Genomic DNA, 17,781 nt, shown 5'->3' with positions numbered 1-17,781 from the left:
CCGCGCGCATACGTAGAAGTTGCACGGGTTCAGGCAGCAGCCTGGAAAATATAGTAAAGAATTGATATCTTTGTCACGGTGCAACAATTATCCAGATGAAACGATCGCTCCTGCAGGCCATTTGCTTGATGCTGCTCTGCTTGCCTTTTGCAGGGCAGGGGCAGGGGTATAAGCAAATCCCGCTGGCCCCGGGCAATGGGCAGATCGTGCACAAAAAATCATACAATCCCGGATATGGTATACAATTTCCCAATTTAAATAAAATACCTTACTATCACGAGCCCAAGAAGCTGGCAGCCATACAAAAATTAGAAAAGCGCCGCAAATACGCGCAAATGCTGCCCCTGCTGGAGCGCTACGTGCACAATTTCGGCATCGAGAACTTCTACAAAGACACTCCGTTGTTATGGCGCCTCGGCCAGCTCTATGAAAAGCAGGGCCAGACGGAGAAAGCCACGGTGCTTTACCGGCTGGTGCTCAAGCACCACCGCTCCGATGTGCGCCGCGTCACCTCGCACTTCGACTCGCTGGAGCAGAACACCAAAGACTACTATGTGCCGCTCGACTATTACTACGAGATGGTGGAGTACCGCAAGTCTATCGCTACCTTCAAGCCGCCCAAGGGGGTATACCTCAACATGGGCAACGCGATAAACTCCGACTATGCCGACTACGGGCCCACGCTGAGCGACGAGAACCAGCTGTTCATTTATACCTCTAAGCGCAACATCAACTACCAGGGGATGGAGACGCGCGTGAACGAGGACCTTTTTTACAGCAAGCAGAACAACGGCTTCTGGGAGGAGGCCAAGTCGTTTGGCAAACCCATCAACAGCATTTACAACGAGGGGTCCGCCTGCCTGAGCCGCGACGGGAAAACGCTGTACTTTGCCCGCTGCGAGGCACCCGACGGTATGGGAAACTGCGACCTGTACATGGCCACTCTGCAGCCCGACGGCACGTGGGGAGCCATCAAAAACCTGGGTACAAACGTCAACTCCAAAGCCTGGGACTCGCAGCCGACCCTCTCTTCCAAAGAAGACACCCTGTACTTTGCCTCCGACCGCCTCGGGGGCTTCGGCCTTTCCGACATCTACTTCACCCACAAGACAAAAAGCGGCAGCTGGGCTCCGGCACAGAACGCGGGGCCAGTGGTGAACACGCGCGAGAGCGAGGTGAGCCCCTTTTTCCACCCGCTATACCAGGTGCTGTACTTCTCCTCGCGGGGCCAGCTCTACAACTTCGGCGACTTCGACATCTACAAGACCTACAAGATACAGGGGGAGTGGCAGGAGCCCCGTAACATCGGCCCGCTGGTAAACGGGCGGGGCAGCGAGTATTACTTCACCATCGACGCCGCCTCCCGCAACCTCTACTATGCCCGCTCCGAGGCCGACGACATCGACAACCTGGACCTCTACTCGTTCCCGCTGCCCATGGAGGCGCACCCGCTGGCCGTCACGAAGGTGGAGGGCACCCTCACCGACTCCGTCACCCGCAAGCCGCTGTCGGGCATAATCTCCATCGTGGATTTGGACAACGGCATCGAGATCTCCTCGAAGTACATCCGGCCGGACGGCACTTTTGAGTTCGACCTGATTGACAAGACGCGGTATATGATGCTGATCCAGAGCCCCGATTTCTTCACGATAGAGCGGGAACTGTCGCTGCAGCAGGACACGTCGTTTCAGGTAATGACCACCGTGATCGACTACAGCATCCCGATGGTGTTCCGCAACATCGAGTTCGACCAGAACATGTCGAACATAAAGGAGGAGATGGAGCCGATTCTGGATGAGGTGGCGCTCTTTCTGATCGACCACCCCAAATTCCGGCTGGAGATCGCCGGCCACACCGACGGCTTTGGCGACCCCGATTTTAACCGCTCGCTCTCCCAGGACAGGGCTGACGCCATCAAGCGCTACATCGAGCGCAAAGTCAACATCACCGACGACCGCATCGACGCCATTGGCCACGGCAGCCAGAAGCCCATCCGAACACCGGAAAAGACAGAGGAAGACCGCCGCATGAACCGCCGTGTGGAGTTCACCATCATCAAACCGAAAAAAGGCAACCGCTGACCCGACAGCAGGGCCATACCCTATCCGGCTCTACCCAATCAAATCCCATCAGCTTCTGGAGTTACAAATACTGGCGCAAGCGTCCGCTTGTGCCGCTCTTGAGGCTGGTTATACTCATACCAATATCAATCGATAAGCGCATACAGCATTACCTTTCAAGTAATGCAATTCCCCTCGTGGGGGTAGGGGTGGGGTATTCTGCACAGACACTTCCACATGCACAGAATCTATTTGATAACGGTATTATTCTGAGGCACAAGCGGACGCTTGCGCCATAGAGGGGGTATAAGCAAGGGGGCCAGACTATCGGTGAATAGTCTGGCCCCTTTGCTGCCTTTAACAGGCGATACTTTAAAACGTGAGTTTTTTGCCTGTGTCGCCGCGCTGCATCAGCACGCTTTCGGTCTTGCCCATATGGTTCACGTTCACGATGTTCATCTGGTCGCTGAAAAGGTCTGTCAGGATGGCGTTTTTGATGTATAGCTGCCTGAGGGTGGCCTGCTGCACCGGCACTTCGATGTAGAGCCATACCACGTCGGCTTCCTCCTCAGAGCCCACCAGCCTGGACTTCAGCGGCTTACCTTTCTCCAGTTCAAATGTCAGGGCGGTGCTCAGGTAGGCTGCCAGTTGCTGCTGCACCGCCGCCGAGCTGCCGCTGTACACGACTTTTGCTTTGGCGCGCTGCGAGAGGAGCTGTTCCAGATCATCCATAAAAACCTTCACGGCCACCTCCAGGTGCTGGGTGCGGGGATTGAACTTCACGTCGGTGATGCTGGCATGGTACTCGTGCGCGCTGGCGGGTTGCGTGGCCAGCAGCGCCAGCAGCAGCACTGTACTTAAGAAAAACTTGTGTAGCATAGGATATTATTTGCCGGCGGGCAGGTCGGCCAGTACGCGTTTGGCCATAGTGGGCATGTTCTCGCTCACAATATGCTGCACGTCGTTGATGTTCGACTGGTAGGGTATGTTCACCTTGTTGCCCGACACCAGCTCGCCGTTACTGTCATAGATCGAATAGTGAACCAGAAAATCGCGCTCATAGTTCTCCGCCGCCCTGTCTAAACAGTTCTCATACACGGTTTTCACCTCAAACTGATTGATGAACACATAGTAGTCGATGCCATACTGGCCGTTGAAATAGCTGAAGAAGTTCGGGTCCTTCACCTTCACGCCAAAGTGCTTGCTGGGGTCCTGGGCAATCGAGATTTCGCCTTCGCCCTCTTTCAAACCCAGTTTCTCCTTCTGGCGCTTCATCCAGGCCGCGGCCCCCTCCTTCTCATCCCGCACAGTAGGCTGGTGGTTATACCGCGACTGTTTGTTGTCCTGATAGCTGTAGTTGAGCGATTTATAGACACGGTTCAGTTCGCTTACACTGTCGCGGTACACGCCGCCCAGCAGATGTATGGTTTCGTAGCCCTGGGGGGCGAGCATGGCGTTCAGCCTGTTCCGGAACACGTGCCGCACGTTCTGGCGCGGGATATGCGACTGCCGGGCAATCTCGTAGTCGGCATCCGAAAAGTAGAGGTATGGGTCGAAGGGGATGACCAGGATGCGGCTCTTGGTCTTGTTGCCTGCCAGGGTGGGTGCAGGGGCTGCGGCGGCAGAGTTACTTTCCGGCGTACCCGTCGGAACTGTGGGGCCAGATATAGCCGCGCTGCTGACATGGGTGCTTTTGGCAACCGGTGCCGGGGCGGAAGCGGGTGCTGCTACGGGCGTGGCGGCAGTTTGCGCATCCATGCGCGACAGGTATAGCGTCTGGCCGATTTGCAGCGTATGGTTGTTCCAGGTCTGGAGCGAGTCCAGCGGAATGCCGAGGCGCCGCGAAAGGCTGTAATAGGTATCGCCCTGCTGCACCACATACACGCTGTCGCCGGAGGCTGGCGTGGGTGGCGGAAGCTTGCCGGCGTGGGCTGCTTCTGCGGTACTAAAAACGAAAATAAGGGGTAAAAATAAGCTTGTAAGGGTAAGGGCAAAAAGGGATTTCATGGATGAAACCGTTGGTTAGAAGATCAACTTGAACACATCGTTAAAGATAGCGAAAGCCATCAAGCCGAACAAAATAACCATACCCACTTTTTGGGCGTTCTCCAGGAAGTTGTCAGAGGGTTTGCGCCCGCTGATCATCTCATACGTCAAAAAAACCACGTGTCCGCCATCCAGGGCCGGTATGGGCAGGAAGTTCATAAACGCCAGCACCATCGAGAGCATGCCCGTGATCGTCCAGAACTTATACCAGTTGAACGTATCGCCGAAAATCTGTGCAATTCCGATCGGGCCGCTCAGCGACTTGGAGGCCGACACCTCGCCCCTGAAAATCTTGCCGAAGCCTTTCATGTTGGCCGCGATCACGCTGAAGGCCTGCTCGGTGCCCATCGGGATGGACTCGCCCAGCGTATAGTCGCGGGTGGCCAGCTGCAGCAGCGGCATGGAGTGGAACCCGATGGTGCCGTCTTCGCTCACGTCTGTTTTCAGTTTGATCAGTTTGCCGTCGCGGTCCACGGTCATGGTCACGGCTTTGCCCTTGTTCTGCTGCATCGCCTGCTGAAACTCATGGAAGAACTGCACGCCCTGCCCGTTTACCTTCGTGATGAAGTCGCCCTCCTGCAGGCCTGCCTTTGCGGCGGCGCTGTTGGCCACCACATCGCCTACCTTAAAGGGCACGCGCGGCTCCACAAAAAACGACTCGCTCTTGTTGTCTGCCAGCTTGTCCATCAGGTCCAGGGGCACCTGTATGTCCAGCAACTGGCCGTCGCGCTCCACAGTGTAGTAGGCGTTGCTGCCCAGCAGGGCATCCATCGAGCGGATATCTTCGAAGCGCTCCAGTTTCTTGCCGTTCACCGCCACCACTTTGTCGCCGGTCTTAAATCCGATCTCCTGGCCAATCTCGTTGGCCACGATGCCGTATTTCACCTCATCGGCGGGGATGTACTGCTCGCCGTAGTTGTAGGTGAGCGCGATAAAGATCACGATGCCGGTGATGACGTTGACGATGATACCGCCCATCATTACGATCAGGCGCTGCCAGGCGGGCTTGGCCCTAAACTCCCAGGGCTTCGGCTCCTCTTTGAGCGCCTCCGTGTCCATCGACTCGTCCACCATCCCGGAAATCTTCACAAAACCGCCCAGCGGGATCAGGCCCAGCATGTACTCTGTCTCGCCGATCTTCTTGCCGAATATTTTAGGGGGGAAGCCGATGGCATATTTCTCTACCCGCATCCCGAACCATTTGGCCGCCAGCATGTGGCCCAGCTCGTGCAATCCTACCAGTATCGTCAGGCCCAGCACAAGCTGACCCACCATTACAATTATGTCCATCTAAAAAAGAAAAATTATCACCTACAGCTTATCTGAACGCCCTAGAGCAACAGACTTATTTCGTACTTGTTTTCGCACCCTTCCGGATTAGCTCCGTAGCCTGCACGCGTGTCTCCTTGTCCGTCTCAACATAGCTGTCGTAGGAAGGATTCGCAATATACGCAACTTTTGCCAGACAGCTTTCGATGATGTCGGACATCTGCAGAAAGCCCACTTCCTCGCGCAGGAAAGCACTGACGGCCACCTCGTTGGCGGCATTGAGGATGCAGGGCATGTTGCCGCCCTTTTCCATGGCACTGAACGCCAGCTCCAGATTCCGGAACGTCTTCAGGTCGGGCTGCTCAAAGGTCAGCTGCGGGTAGTCCATGAAGTTGAAGCGCGGGAAGTCAGACTTCAGCCTTTCGGGGTAGCCCATCGCATACTGGATCGGCAGCTTCATGTCGGGCAGCCCGAGCTGCGCCTTGAGGGAGCCATCCTCGAACTGCACCAGCGAGTGGATGATGGACTGCGGATGCACCACCACCTCTATCTGGTTGTTGCGCAGCCCGAAAAGCCATTTTGCCTCGATCACCTCCAGCCCTTTGTTCATCAGCGAGGCAGAGTCGATAGTGATCTTGGCGCCCATCTCCCAGTTCGGGTGCTTCAGGGCCTGCGTCTTCGTGACCTGAGCCAGCTGCTCCGTGGTATACCCCCTAAACGGGCCACCGGAGGCAGTGAGGATGATTTTCTCGATCGGGTTGTGGAACTCCCCGGCCAGGCACTGAAAAATAGCGCTGTGCTCCGAGTCCACGGGGTATATGTTCACGCCATACTCCTTCGCCAGCCCCGTTACCAGTTGCCCGGCCACCACCAGCGTCTCTTTGTTGGCCAGCGCAATTTGCTTGCCAGCTTTGATCGCCCGAATGGTGGGCTGCAGTCCGGCGTAGCCTACCATGGCGGTGAGCACCATGTCCACGGTGCCCATCTCCACCACGGCGCAGAGCGCGTTGGTGCCGGCGTATACCTTTATGTCCTGGTGCTGCAGGGCGTCCTGCACCTGCTCGTACAAATCTTCGCGGGCAATCACCACGGTATTGGGCCTGAACTCGAGGGCCTGCTGTATCAGCAGGGCGGCGTTGCTGTGGGCGGTGATCACCTCCAGCTCAAAATGCCCGGGGTTGGCCCTGATCACATCCAGCGCTTGCGTGCCGATGGAACCAGTAGAGCCAAGTATGGCGATTCTCTTCATAGTGAGTTACGAATTACGAATTCCTGGTTCCGAGTTGGTTTTACTCTTTCCCTGGCTCGTTAATATGATACTATTTAATATTTTAATCAGGCCCTGGCAGTCAGCGTGTGTGCTCTCGAACTGCTTCGCTTCCAAGTAGCCTGTATCATGTAAAAGCTGAAGCCAGTAGGCGGTTTCCCGTGCTTCTTTCCGGGCGATGCTCAGCTTATGTATAAAATCAGATGTTGACTGCCCTCCGGTTGCCTCCTGTACGTTGGCACCGATGGATGTCCCGCTTCGTAGTACCTGCTTCGACAGTATAAATTCCTTTTTGTCTGCAGATAAGTGCTGATACATCCTTACGATTCTCACCGCAAAGGCATAAGATTTCTCAGCAATGATGCTTTTTCCCATCCACTTATTTTTTACTTCCCTCTAACTCGGAACCCGGAATTAGGAACTCGGAACTATCATCAGGAATTCGTAATTGCCAACAGGCCTGAGGCCAGTTGGCGGTCGTTGCTGAGGCGGGGCACTTTGTTCTGGCCGCCGAGCTTGCCCTGCGATTTCATGTAGTGCTGGAAAGCGCCTTTGGGCAGCGGCGTCAGTTTCAGGGGCTGCAGGATGTTTCCGGCAATAAGGTCGTCGTAGTAGGAGTTATACCTGCGCAGCTGGGTATCCAGCTCGGCGGCGAAGGCGGCCAGCTTCGCGGGCGGGCGGGCAAACTCTACCAGCCACTCGTGGTATGACTGCCCCTGGTCCTGGCTCACATAGGGCGCTACCGTAAACTCCGTCAGTTCCACCTCCGGAAACAGCTGCATGGTCTGCTGCATGGCCTTCTCCACCTCCTCCCCGATCACGTGTTCGCCGAAGGCGGATATAAAATGCTTGATGCGTCCGCTCACCACCAGCTTATAGGGCTTCAGGGAGGTAAACCTGACGGTGTCGCCGATGGAGTAGCCCCACAGGCCGGCGTTGCTGCTGATCACGAGCGCGTAGTTCACGCCAAGCTCCACCTCGCCTATCGTCAGTCGGGTCGGGTTGTCGTCGAAAAACTCATCTACGGGTATAAACTCGTAGAAAATGCCGGCGTCCAGCAGCAGCAGCAGCCCGCTGTCGCCCTGTTTGTCCTGATAGGCGAAGAAGCCCTCGGAGGCCGGGAACAGCTCAATGGAATCCACCTCTTTGCCAATCGACTCGAACAGTTTCTTGCGGTATGGCTCGAAATTGACGCCCCCATACACAAACAGCTGGAAATTCGGAAAGATGTCCTTCACCAGCTTGCCCGTCTGCTGCTTCAGCTTGTCGAAATACATCTGCACCCACGGCGGGATGCCCGAGATCAGCGTCATGTCCTGGTCGATGGTCTCCTCGATGATCTGGTCGAGCTTGGCTTCCCAGTCCTCGATGCAATTGGTCTCGTAACTGGGCAGCTGGTTGGTGCGCAGATAACCGGGCACGTGGTGGTTGGCGATGCCCGACAGGCGGCCCGTGTTTATACCCCCTACCTGCTCCAGTTCCGGGCTGCCCGACAGGAAAATCAGCTTGCCGTCCAGAAAAGCGGAGCGGCCGGTTTCATACACGTAAGCCAGCAGCGCGTCGCGGGCGCCGTTGATATGGTTCGGGATAGAGTCGCGGGTGATGGGGATGTACTTGGTGCCGGAGGTGGTGCCCGAGGTTTTGGCCAGGTAGAGTGGCTTGCCCGGCCACAGCACGTCTTGCTCGCCCTCCTTCACCAGCTTGAAATAGCTTGCCAGCCCCTCGTAGTCGCGCACCGGCACGGCTTTCACAAAATCGGCGTGCGAGGCAATGGCCGGGAAGCCGTGGTCGCGGCCGAAGCGGGTGTGTTGTGCCGTGTGCAGCAGCTTTTTGAAGGTGGCCTGTTGTGCCTCCACCGGGTTTTCGATCCAGCTTTGGTGCTTTCTATGCACATACGCAGCCAGTGGCCTGCTCAACAACGCTTTTACACCCATACATCCTATTTTAGTGTGAGGTAAAGATAATTAGTTAAAGCGGCAATGCCATAACCCTCCCGGAAACATCGGAGTATTTACTTAGGTGATTTTTTAACAAAATTTCAGAACTTCACACAGTGGTATAAGTTTATACTACAACCTATAACCCCAAAAAAAAGCAAAACCATGAAAAAACACAGAGCAGAAGCAAAATGGAACAAGGGCCTGAAAAACGGCGAAGGTGAAGTAAAGACAGGCAACGGGGCTGTGCAGGCCAAGTATACATTCGCCTCGCGCTTCGGCGACAGCACCAGCGGCACCTCCCCTGAGGAACTGATCGGGGCCGCCCACTCGGGTTGCTTCTCCATGTTCCTGAGCGCCCTTATGGAAGGCGAAGGCCTCTCTCCGGAGTTTGTGGAGACAAAGGCCACCGTGTTCCTCGGCGAGAAAGACGGCGGACCGCTGATCGAGAAGATAGAGCTGGTAACGCAGGCAAAGGTCGCAGGCCTGGAGGATGCCAAATTCCAGGAACTGGCGCAAAAAGCCAAGGCAGGATGCCCCGTGTCGAAGGCGCTCGGCGCGGTGCCGGAAATCACGCTGCAGGCCAGCCTTGCAGAATAGCAGAATAAAGTAGTATATTGCAGTTGGGCGATACATCAGCCGCTTTTGTTTCACTTAACCTTTATATATGGCAGCATCTGGCAGTAATGCTCGGTCTTCCCTGATTGTGCAGCTTAGCCCTACGCGCAGCGCCAAGCTATCATTCACTGTGCAGCTTGTGCTCGCGCTGTTTTGGCTCGGCTGGGCAAGCTTAGTACTTTTCGCACAGGACGTCCCGGACCGGAACAATATCTTTTATTATGCATTCTTCGGTCTGGCGGTGCTGTTTATGGGGTATGTGGTGCTGCAGAACACCTCGGTATTCGGGGTCCAGTCATACATAGAGGTCACGCGGCAGTACATTGTCCAGAAGTTCGGGGTGTTCCGCACCAAGCACATCATACCTATCCCGGACATAAAGGAGGTATACATCTCGCCTCTGGCCCTGCGTGTCACCCTGCTCGATGAGTCGAAAATTTACCTGGACCTGAAGCAGGTGCGCAAGAAAAAGGACCTGGACAAGATAAAGAACAAAGTACGCGACCTGGGTTCAGAGCACAGCTTTGCCGTGACGGACGGAGCCCAGTTGTAAGGTATAAACTGCATTCAGATTACACATAAAAGCGAAGGGGCTGCACAAATGAATGTGCAGCCCCTTCGCTTTTAGTTACAGTTATGTATAATTTCTTAAGTGCCGGATCAACCGGCTTTGGACTTGAACTTCTTTTGAAGCTCCTGTATGCTCACTTTGAATTTTTTGTCGGTATCGATCAGGTCGGAGACGGTTTGCACGGAGTGGATCACGGTGCTGTGGTCGCGGCCGCCGAAATGGTAGCCGATGGATTTGAGGGAGTGGCTGGTAAACTCCTTGGCGAAGTACATGGCCACCTGCCGCGCGGTCACGATTTCCTTCTTGCGGGTTTTGGCCTTTAGCGAGTCCAGGCTCACCTGAAAGTACTCGGCCACCGTTTTCTGAATAAAGTCGAGGTTTACCTCTGTCTCTACATCCTCGATGATGTGCTTGAGCGCCTGCTTGGCCAGCTCGAGGTCAATTTCTTTGCGGTTGAGGGAAGATTGCGCGATCAGCGAGATCAGCACGCCTTCCAGTTCCCGCACGTTGGTATCCACGCTGTAGGCCAGGTACTCCACCACATTGTCCGGAATGTCGATGCCGTCGCTTTGCATCTTCTTCTGGATGATGGCCATACGGGTCTCAAAGTCCGGGCTCTGCAAATCTGCCGTCAGGCCCCACTTAAAGCGCGACAGCAGGCGCTCCTCCAGGCCTTTCAGGTCGCGCGGGGGGCAGTCGGAGGTCATCACGATCTGCTTGCCGGACTGGTGCAGGTGGTTGAAGATGTGAAAAAACATCTCCTGCGTTTTGTCCTTTCCGCTCAAAAACTGCACGTCGTCGATGATCAGGATATCCACCAGCAGGTAAAAGTTGGCGAAGTCCTGCACGTTGTTCGTCTTCACCGACTCAATGAACTGGTTCACGAACTTCTCCGACGACACGTACAGCACAAACTTGTCGGGGTTGCTGGTTTTGATGTGGTTGCCGATGGCCTGCACCAGGTGCGTTTTGCCAAGCCCCACGCCGCCGTATACCATCAGCGGGTTAAAGGAAGTGGTGCCCGGCTTGTTGGCCACGGCAAAACCCGCCGAACGGGCCAGGCGGTTACAGTCGCCCTCAATGTAATTCTCGAAGTTATAGGCTGAGTTCAGCTGCGAGTTGAGGAAGTTGCGGTCAATCGTCTTCGACTCGAAGGGGCTCTTGATAAAGTTCTGCTCCGGGCGGTATGAGTTGACGACGGCCTGCGGTATTTTCTTGGTCGGGATGTTGACGGTCTGGGGCTTGTTGGCCTCGTTGCCGCGGTCGATGATAATCGAGTACTCCAGCCTGCCCTCGCTCCCCAGCTCCTGGTAGATGACCTTCTTTAAAAGCTGCACATAGTGCTCCTCCAGCCATTCGTAGAAGAATTGGCTGGGCACTTGTATGGTAAGCACGCTTTCGCGGAGCGATATCGGCTTAATCGGCTCAAACCAAGTCTTAAAACTTTGCTCGCCGATATTTTCCTTTATCACCTGCAGGCAGTTACTCCATACAGTAGAACAGTCTTTTATCATCCAATTTTCCAAAACTAACAAGATTCGTTTGGTGAAACAAACCTCTCCTTTAGGGGCAGGGGGTTACAAATTTGATCAAATATCATCAAACAAAAAATTATTTTTTTACGAAGTTGTTACAGGTGTGTTTACCGGCACGAGCGCTGTTCTCACATCTGTCCGCTGCTTTGTTCTCCTGCTGAAAGCGAAGTCGACACGGCCCAGAAAAAGTCCGGACCAGCCCACTTGGTTCACCAGCGTTTCGTGGCCGCTCTCATGGCGCACAAGCTCAGGCGTTTCAAGGAATGTGTGCGTGTGGCCTCCCAGGATCAGGTCGATGCCAGCTACCCGGTTTGCGAGCTTAAGGTCGTCAATTTTTTCCTCTTTATAACTATACCCCAGGTGTGAAAGGCAAATCACGAGGTTACACTTTTGTGCCTGGCGCAGTTCCTGCACCATCTCGCGGGCCACTGCCACAGGGTCTGTATACACCGTTTCGCCAAAGTTGTTTTTGCTCACCAGTCCCTCCAGCTCAATGCCCAGCCCAAACACGCCGATGCGCACCCCCTGCTTTTCGAAAACCCTGTAGGGCTGAAAGCGGTTTTGGAGGATGGTTTTGGAGAAATCGTAGTTGGCCGAGACGAAGGGAAACGCCGCATGGGGCAGCTGCTCCTCCAGCCCCTTCAGGCCGTTGTCGAAGTCGTGGTTGCCGAGCGTGGCCGCGTCATAGCGCATGTCGCTCATCAGCTTATACTCCAGCTCGCCGCCGAAGAAGTTGAAGTAGGGCGTGCCCTGCCATATATCCCCGGAGTCGAGCAGCAGCACGTTCGGCTCCTGTTGCCTGATCTGCTCCACCAGCGTGGCTCGACGGGCCATACCTCCCATGCCTCCGTATTTGCGGCCATCGTCCGGAAAGGGGTCAATGCGCGAGTGCTGGTCGTTGGTGTGCAAAATAGTGAGGTGGATGTTTTGCGCGGCCTCCGCCGCGAACGGCAAGCCCAGCAGGCTGACGCCAGCCGTGCCTACTGCCGCGTGTCTCAGGAAATCTCTTCTGTTAATCATGAGGTATGGATGCTTAAGGAAGGACGGTGACTCTGTTGGTGGTGTCGGAGCCGATGGCCCGGCCCTGGGCCGTGAGCTTGCGGATGTGCTGCAGGATGGCGTCGCGCATCATGATGCCCACTTTCTCGGTCTTCAGCGCCTGCCTGAACACGCCCAGGTTGTCGCCGCCGCCCGCCAGGTAGTCGGAGGTGACGAGGGTATAGTTTCGGGCTGGGTCAAAGGGCTCCCCGCCGATTTTGATGGCCGTGGCCTTCCCGCCCTGAACGGTATAGGTGGCGTTGGCGATGGGGGCATACCCCACCCCGGCCGCCTGATCAAAGAATTCCTGCACGGTGCTGCCTTTCAGCGTCAACACCACCAGCTCGTTCTCGAAGGGCATCAGCTCGAAAATAGTGCCTACCTTCACGGCTCCTAGCGGAATAGGCACGCGCAGGCCGCCGTTGGTGGTGGTGGCCATGTCGATCGGGCCGCTATACAGGCTCCGCGACTCCTCCAGCATCAGGTCTACTACAAAGTTGCCCAGCGGCGACTGGTAATCGGCCTTGCCCAGCGCCACCGGTGCGTGGCCTACGATTTCCTCCATCTTGGCCGTCACCTGCTCGCGGTAGGGTATGATCTTCGCCTCAAGATGCGGGTCGGGGGGTATGGCCCTGGCTACCGGCACATCGGTTTCGGCAAGGCGGGGCGAGGCCACCCACGGGCGCTGGCACGAGGCGAGGCTGAGGGCCAGCAGCAGCCCTCCGACAGCCTTGGGGATATATCTTGTCATGCGTTGTTCTACAGTTCTGTCTGGATTTGTCTTCAAAGTTACCAGCCTCCCCAACACTTACCAAACGAAGTAGGTGCTGCAGCGACACCAGTTACGCGCGCATTCTCCCGCAATCAGCAAAAGGCACACGTTAAGTTGCAGGCAAAACCTGGGGTATAGGCGGCGTTTTATACCAGCACGCCGCCAGCGGCGACTTCTGCTCCTGAGCAATGCTACAGCAACCTGCAACCTCCCAGCCACTCGGGAAATAGCAAAAATACGGTTGCAAATAATAAATGGCTGCATGGTTGGCTGATCCTGTCACAGTCGGGACAACCGTGATTTCAACCATTGCACCATGCAGCCATTTAGCCTCAAAATAGCATCAATCAACCGTGAAGACTATTTTCCCTTGCTTTCCATATAGTTGAGGGTGAGGCCGGTGAGTGTTTTCACGCCCAGTGTGAGGCCGCTTTCATCTATGTAAAAATCGGGGGTATGGTGTGGGGCCACTTCCTCTGGCTTCTTGCCCTTGGCCATACCACCCACAAACACGAAAAGCCCTGGAATCTTCTCCTGGTAAAAGGCAAAATCCTCTGCGCCGGTCACCGCTTTGGTCAGGATCACGTTGTCGCGGCCAGCCACGGTTTGCAGGGTGGGCAGCATTTTGGCGGTCAGGTCAGGGTCGTTAAAAGTGACGGGCGTTTGCGGGATGATAGTGACCTCGGCGGTTGCCCCGGCGCTCTCGGCAATCTTGGTGGCCGTCAGCCTGATCTTCTCGTGCAGCTTCTGTTGCATGTCGGTGTTCAGCGAGCGGATGGTGCCTTCCAGCAACACCTCCTCCGGAATAATGTTGTTGCGCACCCCGCCATGGATCATACCCACTGTAACCACAGCGGCATCCTCAGGAAGCTCCGTCTGGCGGCTGATGATGGTCTGCAGGCCGTTGATGATCTGGGCAGAGGTCACGATCGGGTCGATGCCGTTCCAGGGGTAGGCTCCGTGCACCTGTCTGCCTTTCACCTTGATCTTGAAGACGTCGGCGCTGGCCATGGTGCCGCCCGGCCTGTACTTCAGCTTGCCCACCTCGGTCTGGGAGTTGATGTGCAGCCCGAAGATCACCTCCGGCTTGGGGCCTTTGTCCAGCACGCCTTCCTTCACCATCAGTTTGGCACCGCCCTCCTCTCCTTCCGGCACGCCCTCCTCGGCAGGCTGAAAGATAAACTTCACGGTGCCTTTCAGGTCATTTTTCATACTGGCCAGCACCTCGGCAGTGCCCAGCAGCATGGCAATGTGCGTGTCGTGGCCGCAGGCGTGCATCACGCCCACCTCCTGCCCGTTGTATACCCCTTTGGCTTTGGAGGCGAAGGGCAGGTCTACGCGCTCGGTCACGGGCAGGCCGTCGATGTCGGCGCGCAGGGCCACCACGGGCCCCGGCTTGCCGCCCTTCAGGATGCCCACCACGCCGGTGTGCGCCACCCCGGTCTGCACCTCGATGCCCAGTTTCTGCAGCTGCCTGGCTATTTTGGCGGCTGTCTCGGTTTCGTGGTTGCCCAGTTCCGGGTGCTCATGGAAGTCGCGGCGCCACGCGATCACGTTGGGCTCCACTTTTTCGGCCAGGGCGGTTGCCTTAGGCAGGAGTTTGCTGTTTTGCTGTGCCATGCCGGGCGTAGCCAGCAGGGCCAGGCCCAGTGCCGCCAGCAGGCGGTAGTTTTTTAGGGTATGGATGCGATTCATGTCGTTAGGTGGTATAAAGTGAGGCGCTGAAGATACAGCGTAATTTTCATATTCCCTCAAGCCGCCCCTCACCTTCTGAAGCACACCTTCCCTCACACCGAAAACACACCCGGCATGCGATTCGCCGCCACGCAAATTTTGGCAGGGATGAAGTAGTTGATGAAGTAGTTATGGTATACGTCGCCAGTTTATACCCCCCGCACGACGCTGATCAAGGAAAACGGGCACAGCTAAGTATAAGCGGCTGCATCTTCAGTGCTTCCCGCCACCTCGCTCCTGCTTTCCCGTACAACGGACTATGCTTCAGAAATGGAAAGAATTGGTCAGGCAACTGAAAGAGGATGTGTATACCCTGTACCTCGCCTCGAAAGACCCGCGGGTGCCGTTTGCGGCCAAGGTGGTGCTGGTGGTCACGGTGGCCTACGCCTTCAGCCCCATCGACCTGATCCCGGACTTTATCCCGTTGCTGGGCTACCTCGACGACATGCTGATTCTGCCGCTGGGCATCTGGCTCTCCATCAAGCTTATACCTGCCCCGGTGCTGGCGCACTACCGGCAGCTGGCCAGGGAGCAGATGAACCTGCGCAAGACCAACTACGTGATGGCGGGAGTCATCGTCATCATCTGGCTGCTCATCGGCTACTGGATGTACCAGGCGTATATAGCCCAAATCGGCTAAGGAACGCCTATACCCCCTGTTGCCGCGCTACCCCGCTCCATTTACTTCATAAGGTAAAAAGCCTATCTTTACAACGCAAATAACGACAAGCATGACGACAGAAGAGCAGCAGCACCCCCAACCGCTTTTCCCGGAGTTCCAGCCGACAGGGCCAGAGGCATGGGAGCAGAAAGCCCGGAAAGACCTCCGCGGCACCCCCCTCGAAACCCTGCACTGGCATACCTACGAGGGTTTTGCGGTGAAGCCATACTATACCGCCCAGGATATCGCCGATCTCCCGTTCGCGCAGCTCCGGCCCGGCAATTTCCCGTTTCTGCGCGGCAACAAGACCGGGAACAACAGCTGGCTGAACATCCAGGAGCTGCGCGTGGACGGTGACAGCCAGGCAGCGATTGACAAGGCGGCGGATGCCCTGCGCCGCGGCGCCGACGGCATCCACTTTGTGCTACCCACGCCCGGCGACTTTGACATGGCTTACCTTGTCGCGACCATACCTGTTGGCCAGCACTGCATCAGCTATACCCTGCGCGAGCAGCCAAAGGACTTCCTAAGGAGGCTCTACGCGGCGATGGGAACGCAGCAGGTATCGCACCGCAACCTCAAGGGCTTTGTGGCTTACGACCCGATGACGGCCCATGGCACGCTCTCGAAAGACGAAAGCAAGAACATGACCCGGGTGCTCGACATGACCAAAGACAGCCTGGAGCTATATGGCGTCACGGTGAACGGCACCAACTTCAGTGGCATTGGCGCCTCCGTTACGCAGGAGATCGCCTATACCCTGAGCGCCGCCGTGGCCTACATCGACACGCTTACCAAGGCCGGGCAGCCGCTGGAGTCGGTGCTGCGCAACATGCAGTTCCTGATGGCATCCGGCACCAACTACTTCTTCGAGATCGTGAAGCTGCGCACCGTGCGCCTGCTGTGGGCCGCCGTGATTGAGGCATACCAGACCGAAGGCGCGATGGCCGCCAAGCTGCGCATCCACAGCTCTACTTCCACCTGGTACCAAACCACCCTGGACCCCTACGTGAACATGCTCCGCGCCACCACCGAGGCCATGGCCGCCGTGCTGGCCGGGTGCGACTCGCTGACGGTGCTGCCCTTTGACAGTACCTTTGAGCAGCCCACGGAGTTCTCAGAGCGCATTGCCCGCAATGTGTCCACCATCCTGAAGGAAGAGGCCTACCTCGACAAAGCCATTGACCCTGCCGCCGGCTCTTACTACCTCGAGTCGCTGACGCACCAGCTGGCCGACCGTGCCTGGAAGCTTTTCCTGGAGGTGGAGGGTATGGGCGGTTTTGAGGCTGCCTACGACAGCGGCCACATCCTGGGCACGATCACGGAGGTGAGCCGCCGTAAGTTCAAAAACATCGCTTCGGGCCACGACGTGCTGGTGGGCACCAATAAATACCCCAACCCCACAGAGACGCTGACATTTGAGCCGGAAGCGCTTCTCCAGAGCGCCGACTTTGACACGACGCGGGCCGCATACCCCACTGAGGTGATGCGCATGGCCACCGAACTGCACCTGCGCAAGCGCCGTCGCCGTCCCAAAGCGGTGGTAGCCGTGGTAGGCGAGGCCATCAAGCGGCACGTAAACGCCTCATACGCCCAGGAGTTTTTCAGTTGCGCCGGTTTCGACACAGAGGTAGTTCATTTCGACTCCGTGGCTGTAGCCGACGAGGAGCTGGACAAGGCAAGCGCCGAGGTAATCATCGTGTCGGCCCCGGAAGTTGCCTACGCCAACGAGTTTGGCCCCAGGTTACGCAACCGCCACGCGCGCCCTACCCTCATACTGGCCGCCGACCCCGCGCACATGAAAGAGGAAATGCTGGCCAATGGGTATGACGACTTTATCTTTGAGGGGTGCGACATGTCCACCATCATGGGCTTGGTTCATAAAAGGCTGCATGGCGCAGAAGGCGATGACAGCAAGTAACCGCGCAGCCTGCAACGCCAGCCAGTCGGTACAACAAGCGCTGGACCAGCAGGTGCAGGCCTGGAACAAGGGCGACTGCCGTGCGTTAATCGTTTTTCGTTTTTCGAATGAGCCTGTTCGAATGTTGCATTTACAGGCGAAAAGGGAGATCGATTCGGATATGACGCAGCTCTTTTTGAGGGTTACCGCAGCGCTTTTGCGCGAACGTAACACATCCCGGTTGTTTCAGGGAAACCATTTACGGATTCGGAAAGCGCACCTTTGCAGCGCAAATGATAAATTTAACATAGGCTCCAGGGTATACGCCGCACGGACAGCGACTTGTGGCTTGCCTCCAACATATAACGTCTAA

16 protein-coding genes are annotated in these 17,781 nt (G+C 56.5%); 6 read left to right on the top strand and 10 right to left on the bottom strand.

Translation table 11 applies throughout. The features are described 5' to 3' along the window. The first annotated feature begins 95 nt into the window (after positions 1–95). The gene (locus tag MKJ04_RS10145; protein ID WP_241641519.1) at positions 96–2,081 is read left to right on the top strand and encodes an OmpA family protein; all 1,986 of its coding nucleotides are present in this window, start codon (positions 96–98) and stop codon (positions 2,079–2,081) included. Positions 2,082–2,432: 351 nt separating this feature from the next. Here MKJ04_RS10145 and MKJ04_RS10140 read toward each other — a convergent pair whose 3' ends face one another. Genes MKJ04_RS10140 through MKJ04_RS10115 form a run of 6 tightly spaced genes read right to left on the bottom strand, consistent with a single transcriptional unit; the run spans position 2,433 to position 8,576 of the window. After that, complete coding sequence (locus MKJ04_RS10140) at positions 2,433–2,939, bottom strand: DUF6702 family protein (protein ID WP_241641518.1); 507 nt, start codon at positions 2,937–2,939, stop codon at positions 2,433–2,435. 6 nt (positions 2,940–2,945) lie between these two features. Next, a complete protein-coding gene (locus tag MKJ04_RS10135) occupies positions 2,946–4,067 on the bottom strand; it encodes a LysM peptidoglycan-binding domain-containing protein (RefSeq protein ID WP_241641517.1) in 1,122 nt (373 codons plus the stop codon). A gap of 15 nt (positions 4,068–4,082) precedes the next feature. Continuing rightward, positions 4,083–5,396 (bottom strand): RIP metalloprotease RseP, encoded by a 1,314-nt coding sequence (gene rseP / locus MKJ04_RS10130; protein WP_241641516.1) that lies wholly within the window; start codon positions 5,394–5,396, stop codon positions 4,083–4,085. Positions 5,397–5,451: 55 nt separating this feature from the next. Next, positions 5,452–6,624, bottom strand: a complete 1,173-nt coding sequence (locus MKJ04_RS10125; RefSeq protein ID WP_241641515.1) for a 1-deoxy-D-xylulose-5-phosphate reductoisomerase — start codon at positions 6,622–6,624, stop codon at positions 5,452–5,454. Between the two features lie 6 nt (positions 6,625–6,630). Continuing rightward, entirely contained in the window at positions 6,631–7,017 is a 387-nt protein-coding gene (locus MKJ04_RS10120; protein ID WP_241641514.1) for a four helix bundle protein, read from the bottom strand. A 59-nt stretch (positions 7,018–7,076) separates the two neighbouring features. Further along, positions 7,077–8,576 (bottom strand): GH3 auxin-responsive promoter family protein, encoded by a 1,500-nt coding sequence (locus MKJ04_RS10115; RefSeq protein ID WP_241641513.1) that lies wholly within the window; start codon positions 8,574–8,576, stop codon positions 7,077–7,079. A 168-nt stretch (positions 8,577–8,744) separates the two neighbouring features. Between MKJ04_RS10115 and MKJ04_RS10110 the strand changes: the two genes are divergently transcribed. Together MKJ04_RS10110 and MKJ04_RS10105 are read left to right on the top strand one after the other, a co-directional pair. Continuing rightward, entirely contained in the window at positions 8,745–9,179 is a 435-nt protein-coding gene (locus MKJ04_RS10110) for an OsmC family peroxiredoxin (protein ID WP_241641512.1), read from the top strand. Between the two features lie 67 nt (positions 9,180–9,246). Continuing rightward, positions 9,247–9,750 (top strand): hypothetical protein, encoded by a 504-nt coding sequence (locus MKJ04_RS10105; RefSeq protein ID WP_241641511.1) that lies wholly within the window; start codon positions 9,247–9,249, stop codon positions 9,748–9,750. A 107-nt stretch (positions 9,751–9,857) separates the two neighbouring features. Here MKJ04_RS10105 and dnaA read toward each other — a convergent pair whose 3' ends face one another. The 4 genes from dnaA to MKJ04_RS10085 form a co-directional block, all read right to left on the bottom strand. Further along, on the bottom strand, positions 9,858–11,282 hold the full coding sequence (gene dnaA, locus MKJ04_RS10100) for a chromosomal replication initiator protein DnaA (protein ID WP_241641510.1): 1,425 nt from the start codon (positions 11,280–11,282) through the stop codon (positions 9,858–9,860). Between the two features lie 105 nt (positions 11,283–11,387). After that, positions 11,388–12,320 carry a bifunctional metallophosphatase/5'-nucleotidase gene (locus MKJ04_RS10095; protein ID WP_241641577.1) on the bottom strand — a complete coding sequence of 311 codons (933 nt, stop codon included), beginning with the start codon at positions 12,318–12,320 and terminating at the stop codon, positions 11,388–11,390. 16 nt (positions 12,321–12,336) lie between these two features. Next, positions 12,337–13,092, bottom strand: a complete 756-nt coding sequence (locus tag MKJ04_RS10090; protein WP_241641509.1) for a 5'-nucleotidase C-terminal domain-containing protein — start codon at positions 13,090–13,092, stop codon at positions 12,337–12,339. A gap of 381 nt (positions 13,093–13,473) precedes the next feature. After that, positions 13,474–14,808 (bottom strand): amidohydrolase, encoded by a 1,335-nt coding sequence (locus tag MKJ04_RS10085; RefSeq protein ID WP_410896820.1) that lies wholly within the window; start codon positions 14,806–14,808, stop codon positions 13,474–13,476. A gap of 298 nt (positions 14,809–15,106) precedes the next feature. Here MKJ04_RS10085 and MKJ04_RS10080 point away from each other — a divergent pair, with 298 nt between their 5' ends. From MKJ04_RS10080 to MKJ04_RS10070, 3 genes are all read left to right on the top strand, one after another. After that, positions 15,107–15,487: a YkvA family protein gene (locus tag MKJ04_RS10080; RefSeq protein ID WP_241641508.1), complete on the top strand. Its 381-nt coding sequence runs from the start codon at positions 15,107–15,109 to the stop codon at positions 15,485–15,487. A gap of 91 nt (positions 15,488–15,578) precedes the next feature. Continuing rightward, on the top strand, positions 15,579–17,429 hold the full coding sequence (locus tag MKJ04_RS10075) for a methylmalonyl-CoA mutase family protein (protein ID WP_241641507.1): 1,851 nt from the start codon (positions 15,579–15,581) through the stop codon (positions 17,427–17,429). Further along, complete coding sequence (locus tag MKJ04_RS10070; protein WP_241641506.1) at positions 17,401–17,781, top strand: hypothetical protein; 381 nt, start codon at positions 17,401–17,403, stop codon at positions 17,779–17,781. Before MKJ04_RS10075 ends, MKJ04_RS10070 begins: the two co-directional genes overlap by 29 nt.

Source organism: Pontibacter sp. E15-1 (assembly GCF_022601975.1).
Lineage (GTDB): Bacteria > Bacteroidota > Bacteroidia > Cytophagales > Hymenobacteraceae > Pontibacter.
The sequence above is the reverse complement of the archived record's forward strand: the minus strand, read 5'-3'. Positions and strand labels throughout refer to the sequence as shown.

What these genes read in the sequence shown, in the direction of transcription:
- MKJ04_RS10145 (WP_241641519.1), top strand. Translation starts at nt 96, where the DNA reads ATGAAACGATCGCTCCTGCAGGCCATTTGCTTGATGCTGCTCTGCTTG.
- MKJ04_RS10075 (WP_241641507.1), top strand. Translation starts at nt 15,579, where the DNA reads ATGACGACAGAAGAGCAGCAGCACCCCCAACCGCTTTTCCCGGAGTTC.
- MKJ04_RS10120 (WP_241641514.1), bottom strand. Translation starts at nt 7,017, where the DNA reads ATGGGAAAAAGCATCATTGCTGAGAAATCTTATGCCTTTGCGGTGAGA.
- MKJ04_RS10110 (WP_241641512.1), top strand. Translation starts at nt 8,745, where the DNA reads ATGAAAAAACACAGAGCAGAAGCAAAATGGAACAAGGGCCTGAAAAAC.
- MKJ04_RS10070 (WP_241641506.1), top strand. Translation starts at nt 17,401, where the DNA reads ATGGCGCAGAAGGCGATGACAGCAAGTAACCGCGCAGCCTGCAACGCC.
- MKJ04_RS10135 (WP_241641517.1), bottom strand. Translation starts at nt 4,067, where the DNA reads ATGAAATCCCTTTTTGCCCTTACCCTTACAAGCTTATTTTTACCCCTT.
- MKJ04_RS10085 (WP_410896820.1), bottom strand. Translation starts at nt 14,808, where the DNA reads ATGAATCGCATCCATACCCTAAAAAACTACCGCCTGCTGGCGGCACTG.
- MKJ04_RS10140 (WP_241641518.1), bottom strand. Translation starts at nt 2,939, where the DNA reads ATGCTACACAAGTTTTTCTTAAGTACAGTGCTGCTGCTGGCGCTGCTG.
- dnaA (WP_241641510.1), bottom strand. Translation starts at nt 11,282, where the DNA reads ATGATAAAAGACTGTTCTACTGTATGGAGTAACTGCCTGCAGGTGATA.
- MKJ04_RS10080 (WP_241641508.1), top strand. Translation starts at nt 15,107, where the DNA reads ATGCTTCAGAAATGGAAAGAATTGGTCAGGCAACTGAAAGAGGATGTG.
- rseP (WP_241641516.1), bottom strand. Translation starts at nt 5,396, where the DNA reads ATGGACATAATTGTAATGGTGGGTCAGCTTGTGCTGGGCCTGACGATA.
- MKJ04_RS10105 (WP_241641511.1), top strand. Translation starts at nt 9,247, where the DNA reads ATGGCAGCATCTGGCAGTAATGCTCGGTCTTCCCTGATTGTGCAGCTT.
- MKJ04_RS10115 (WP_241641513.1), bottom strand. Translation starts at nt 8,576, where the DNA reads ATGGGTGTAAAAGCGTTGTTGAGCAGGCCACTGGCTGCGTATGTGCAT.
- MKJ04_RS10125 (WP_241641515.1), bottom strand. Translation starts at nt 6,624, where the DNA reads ATGAAGAGAATCGCCATACTTGGCTCTACTGGTTCCATCGGCACGCAA.
- MKJ04_RS10090 (WP_241641509.1), bottom strand. Translation starts at nt 13,092, where the DNA reads ATGACAAGATATATCCCCAAGGCTGTCGGAGGGCTGCTGCTGGCCCTC.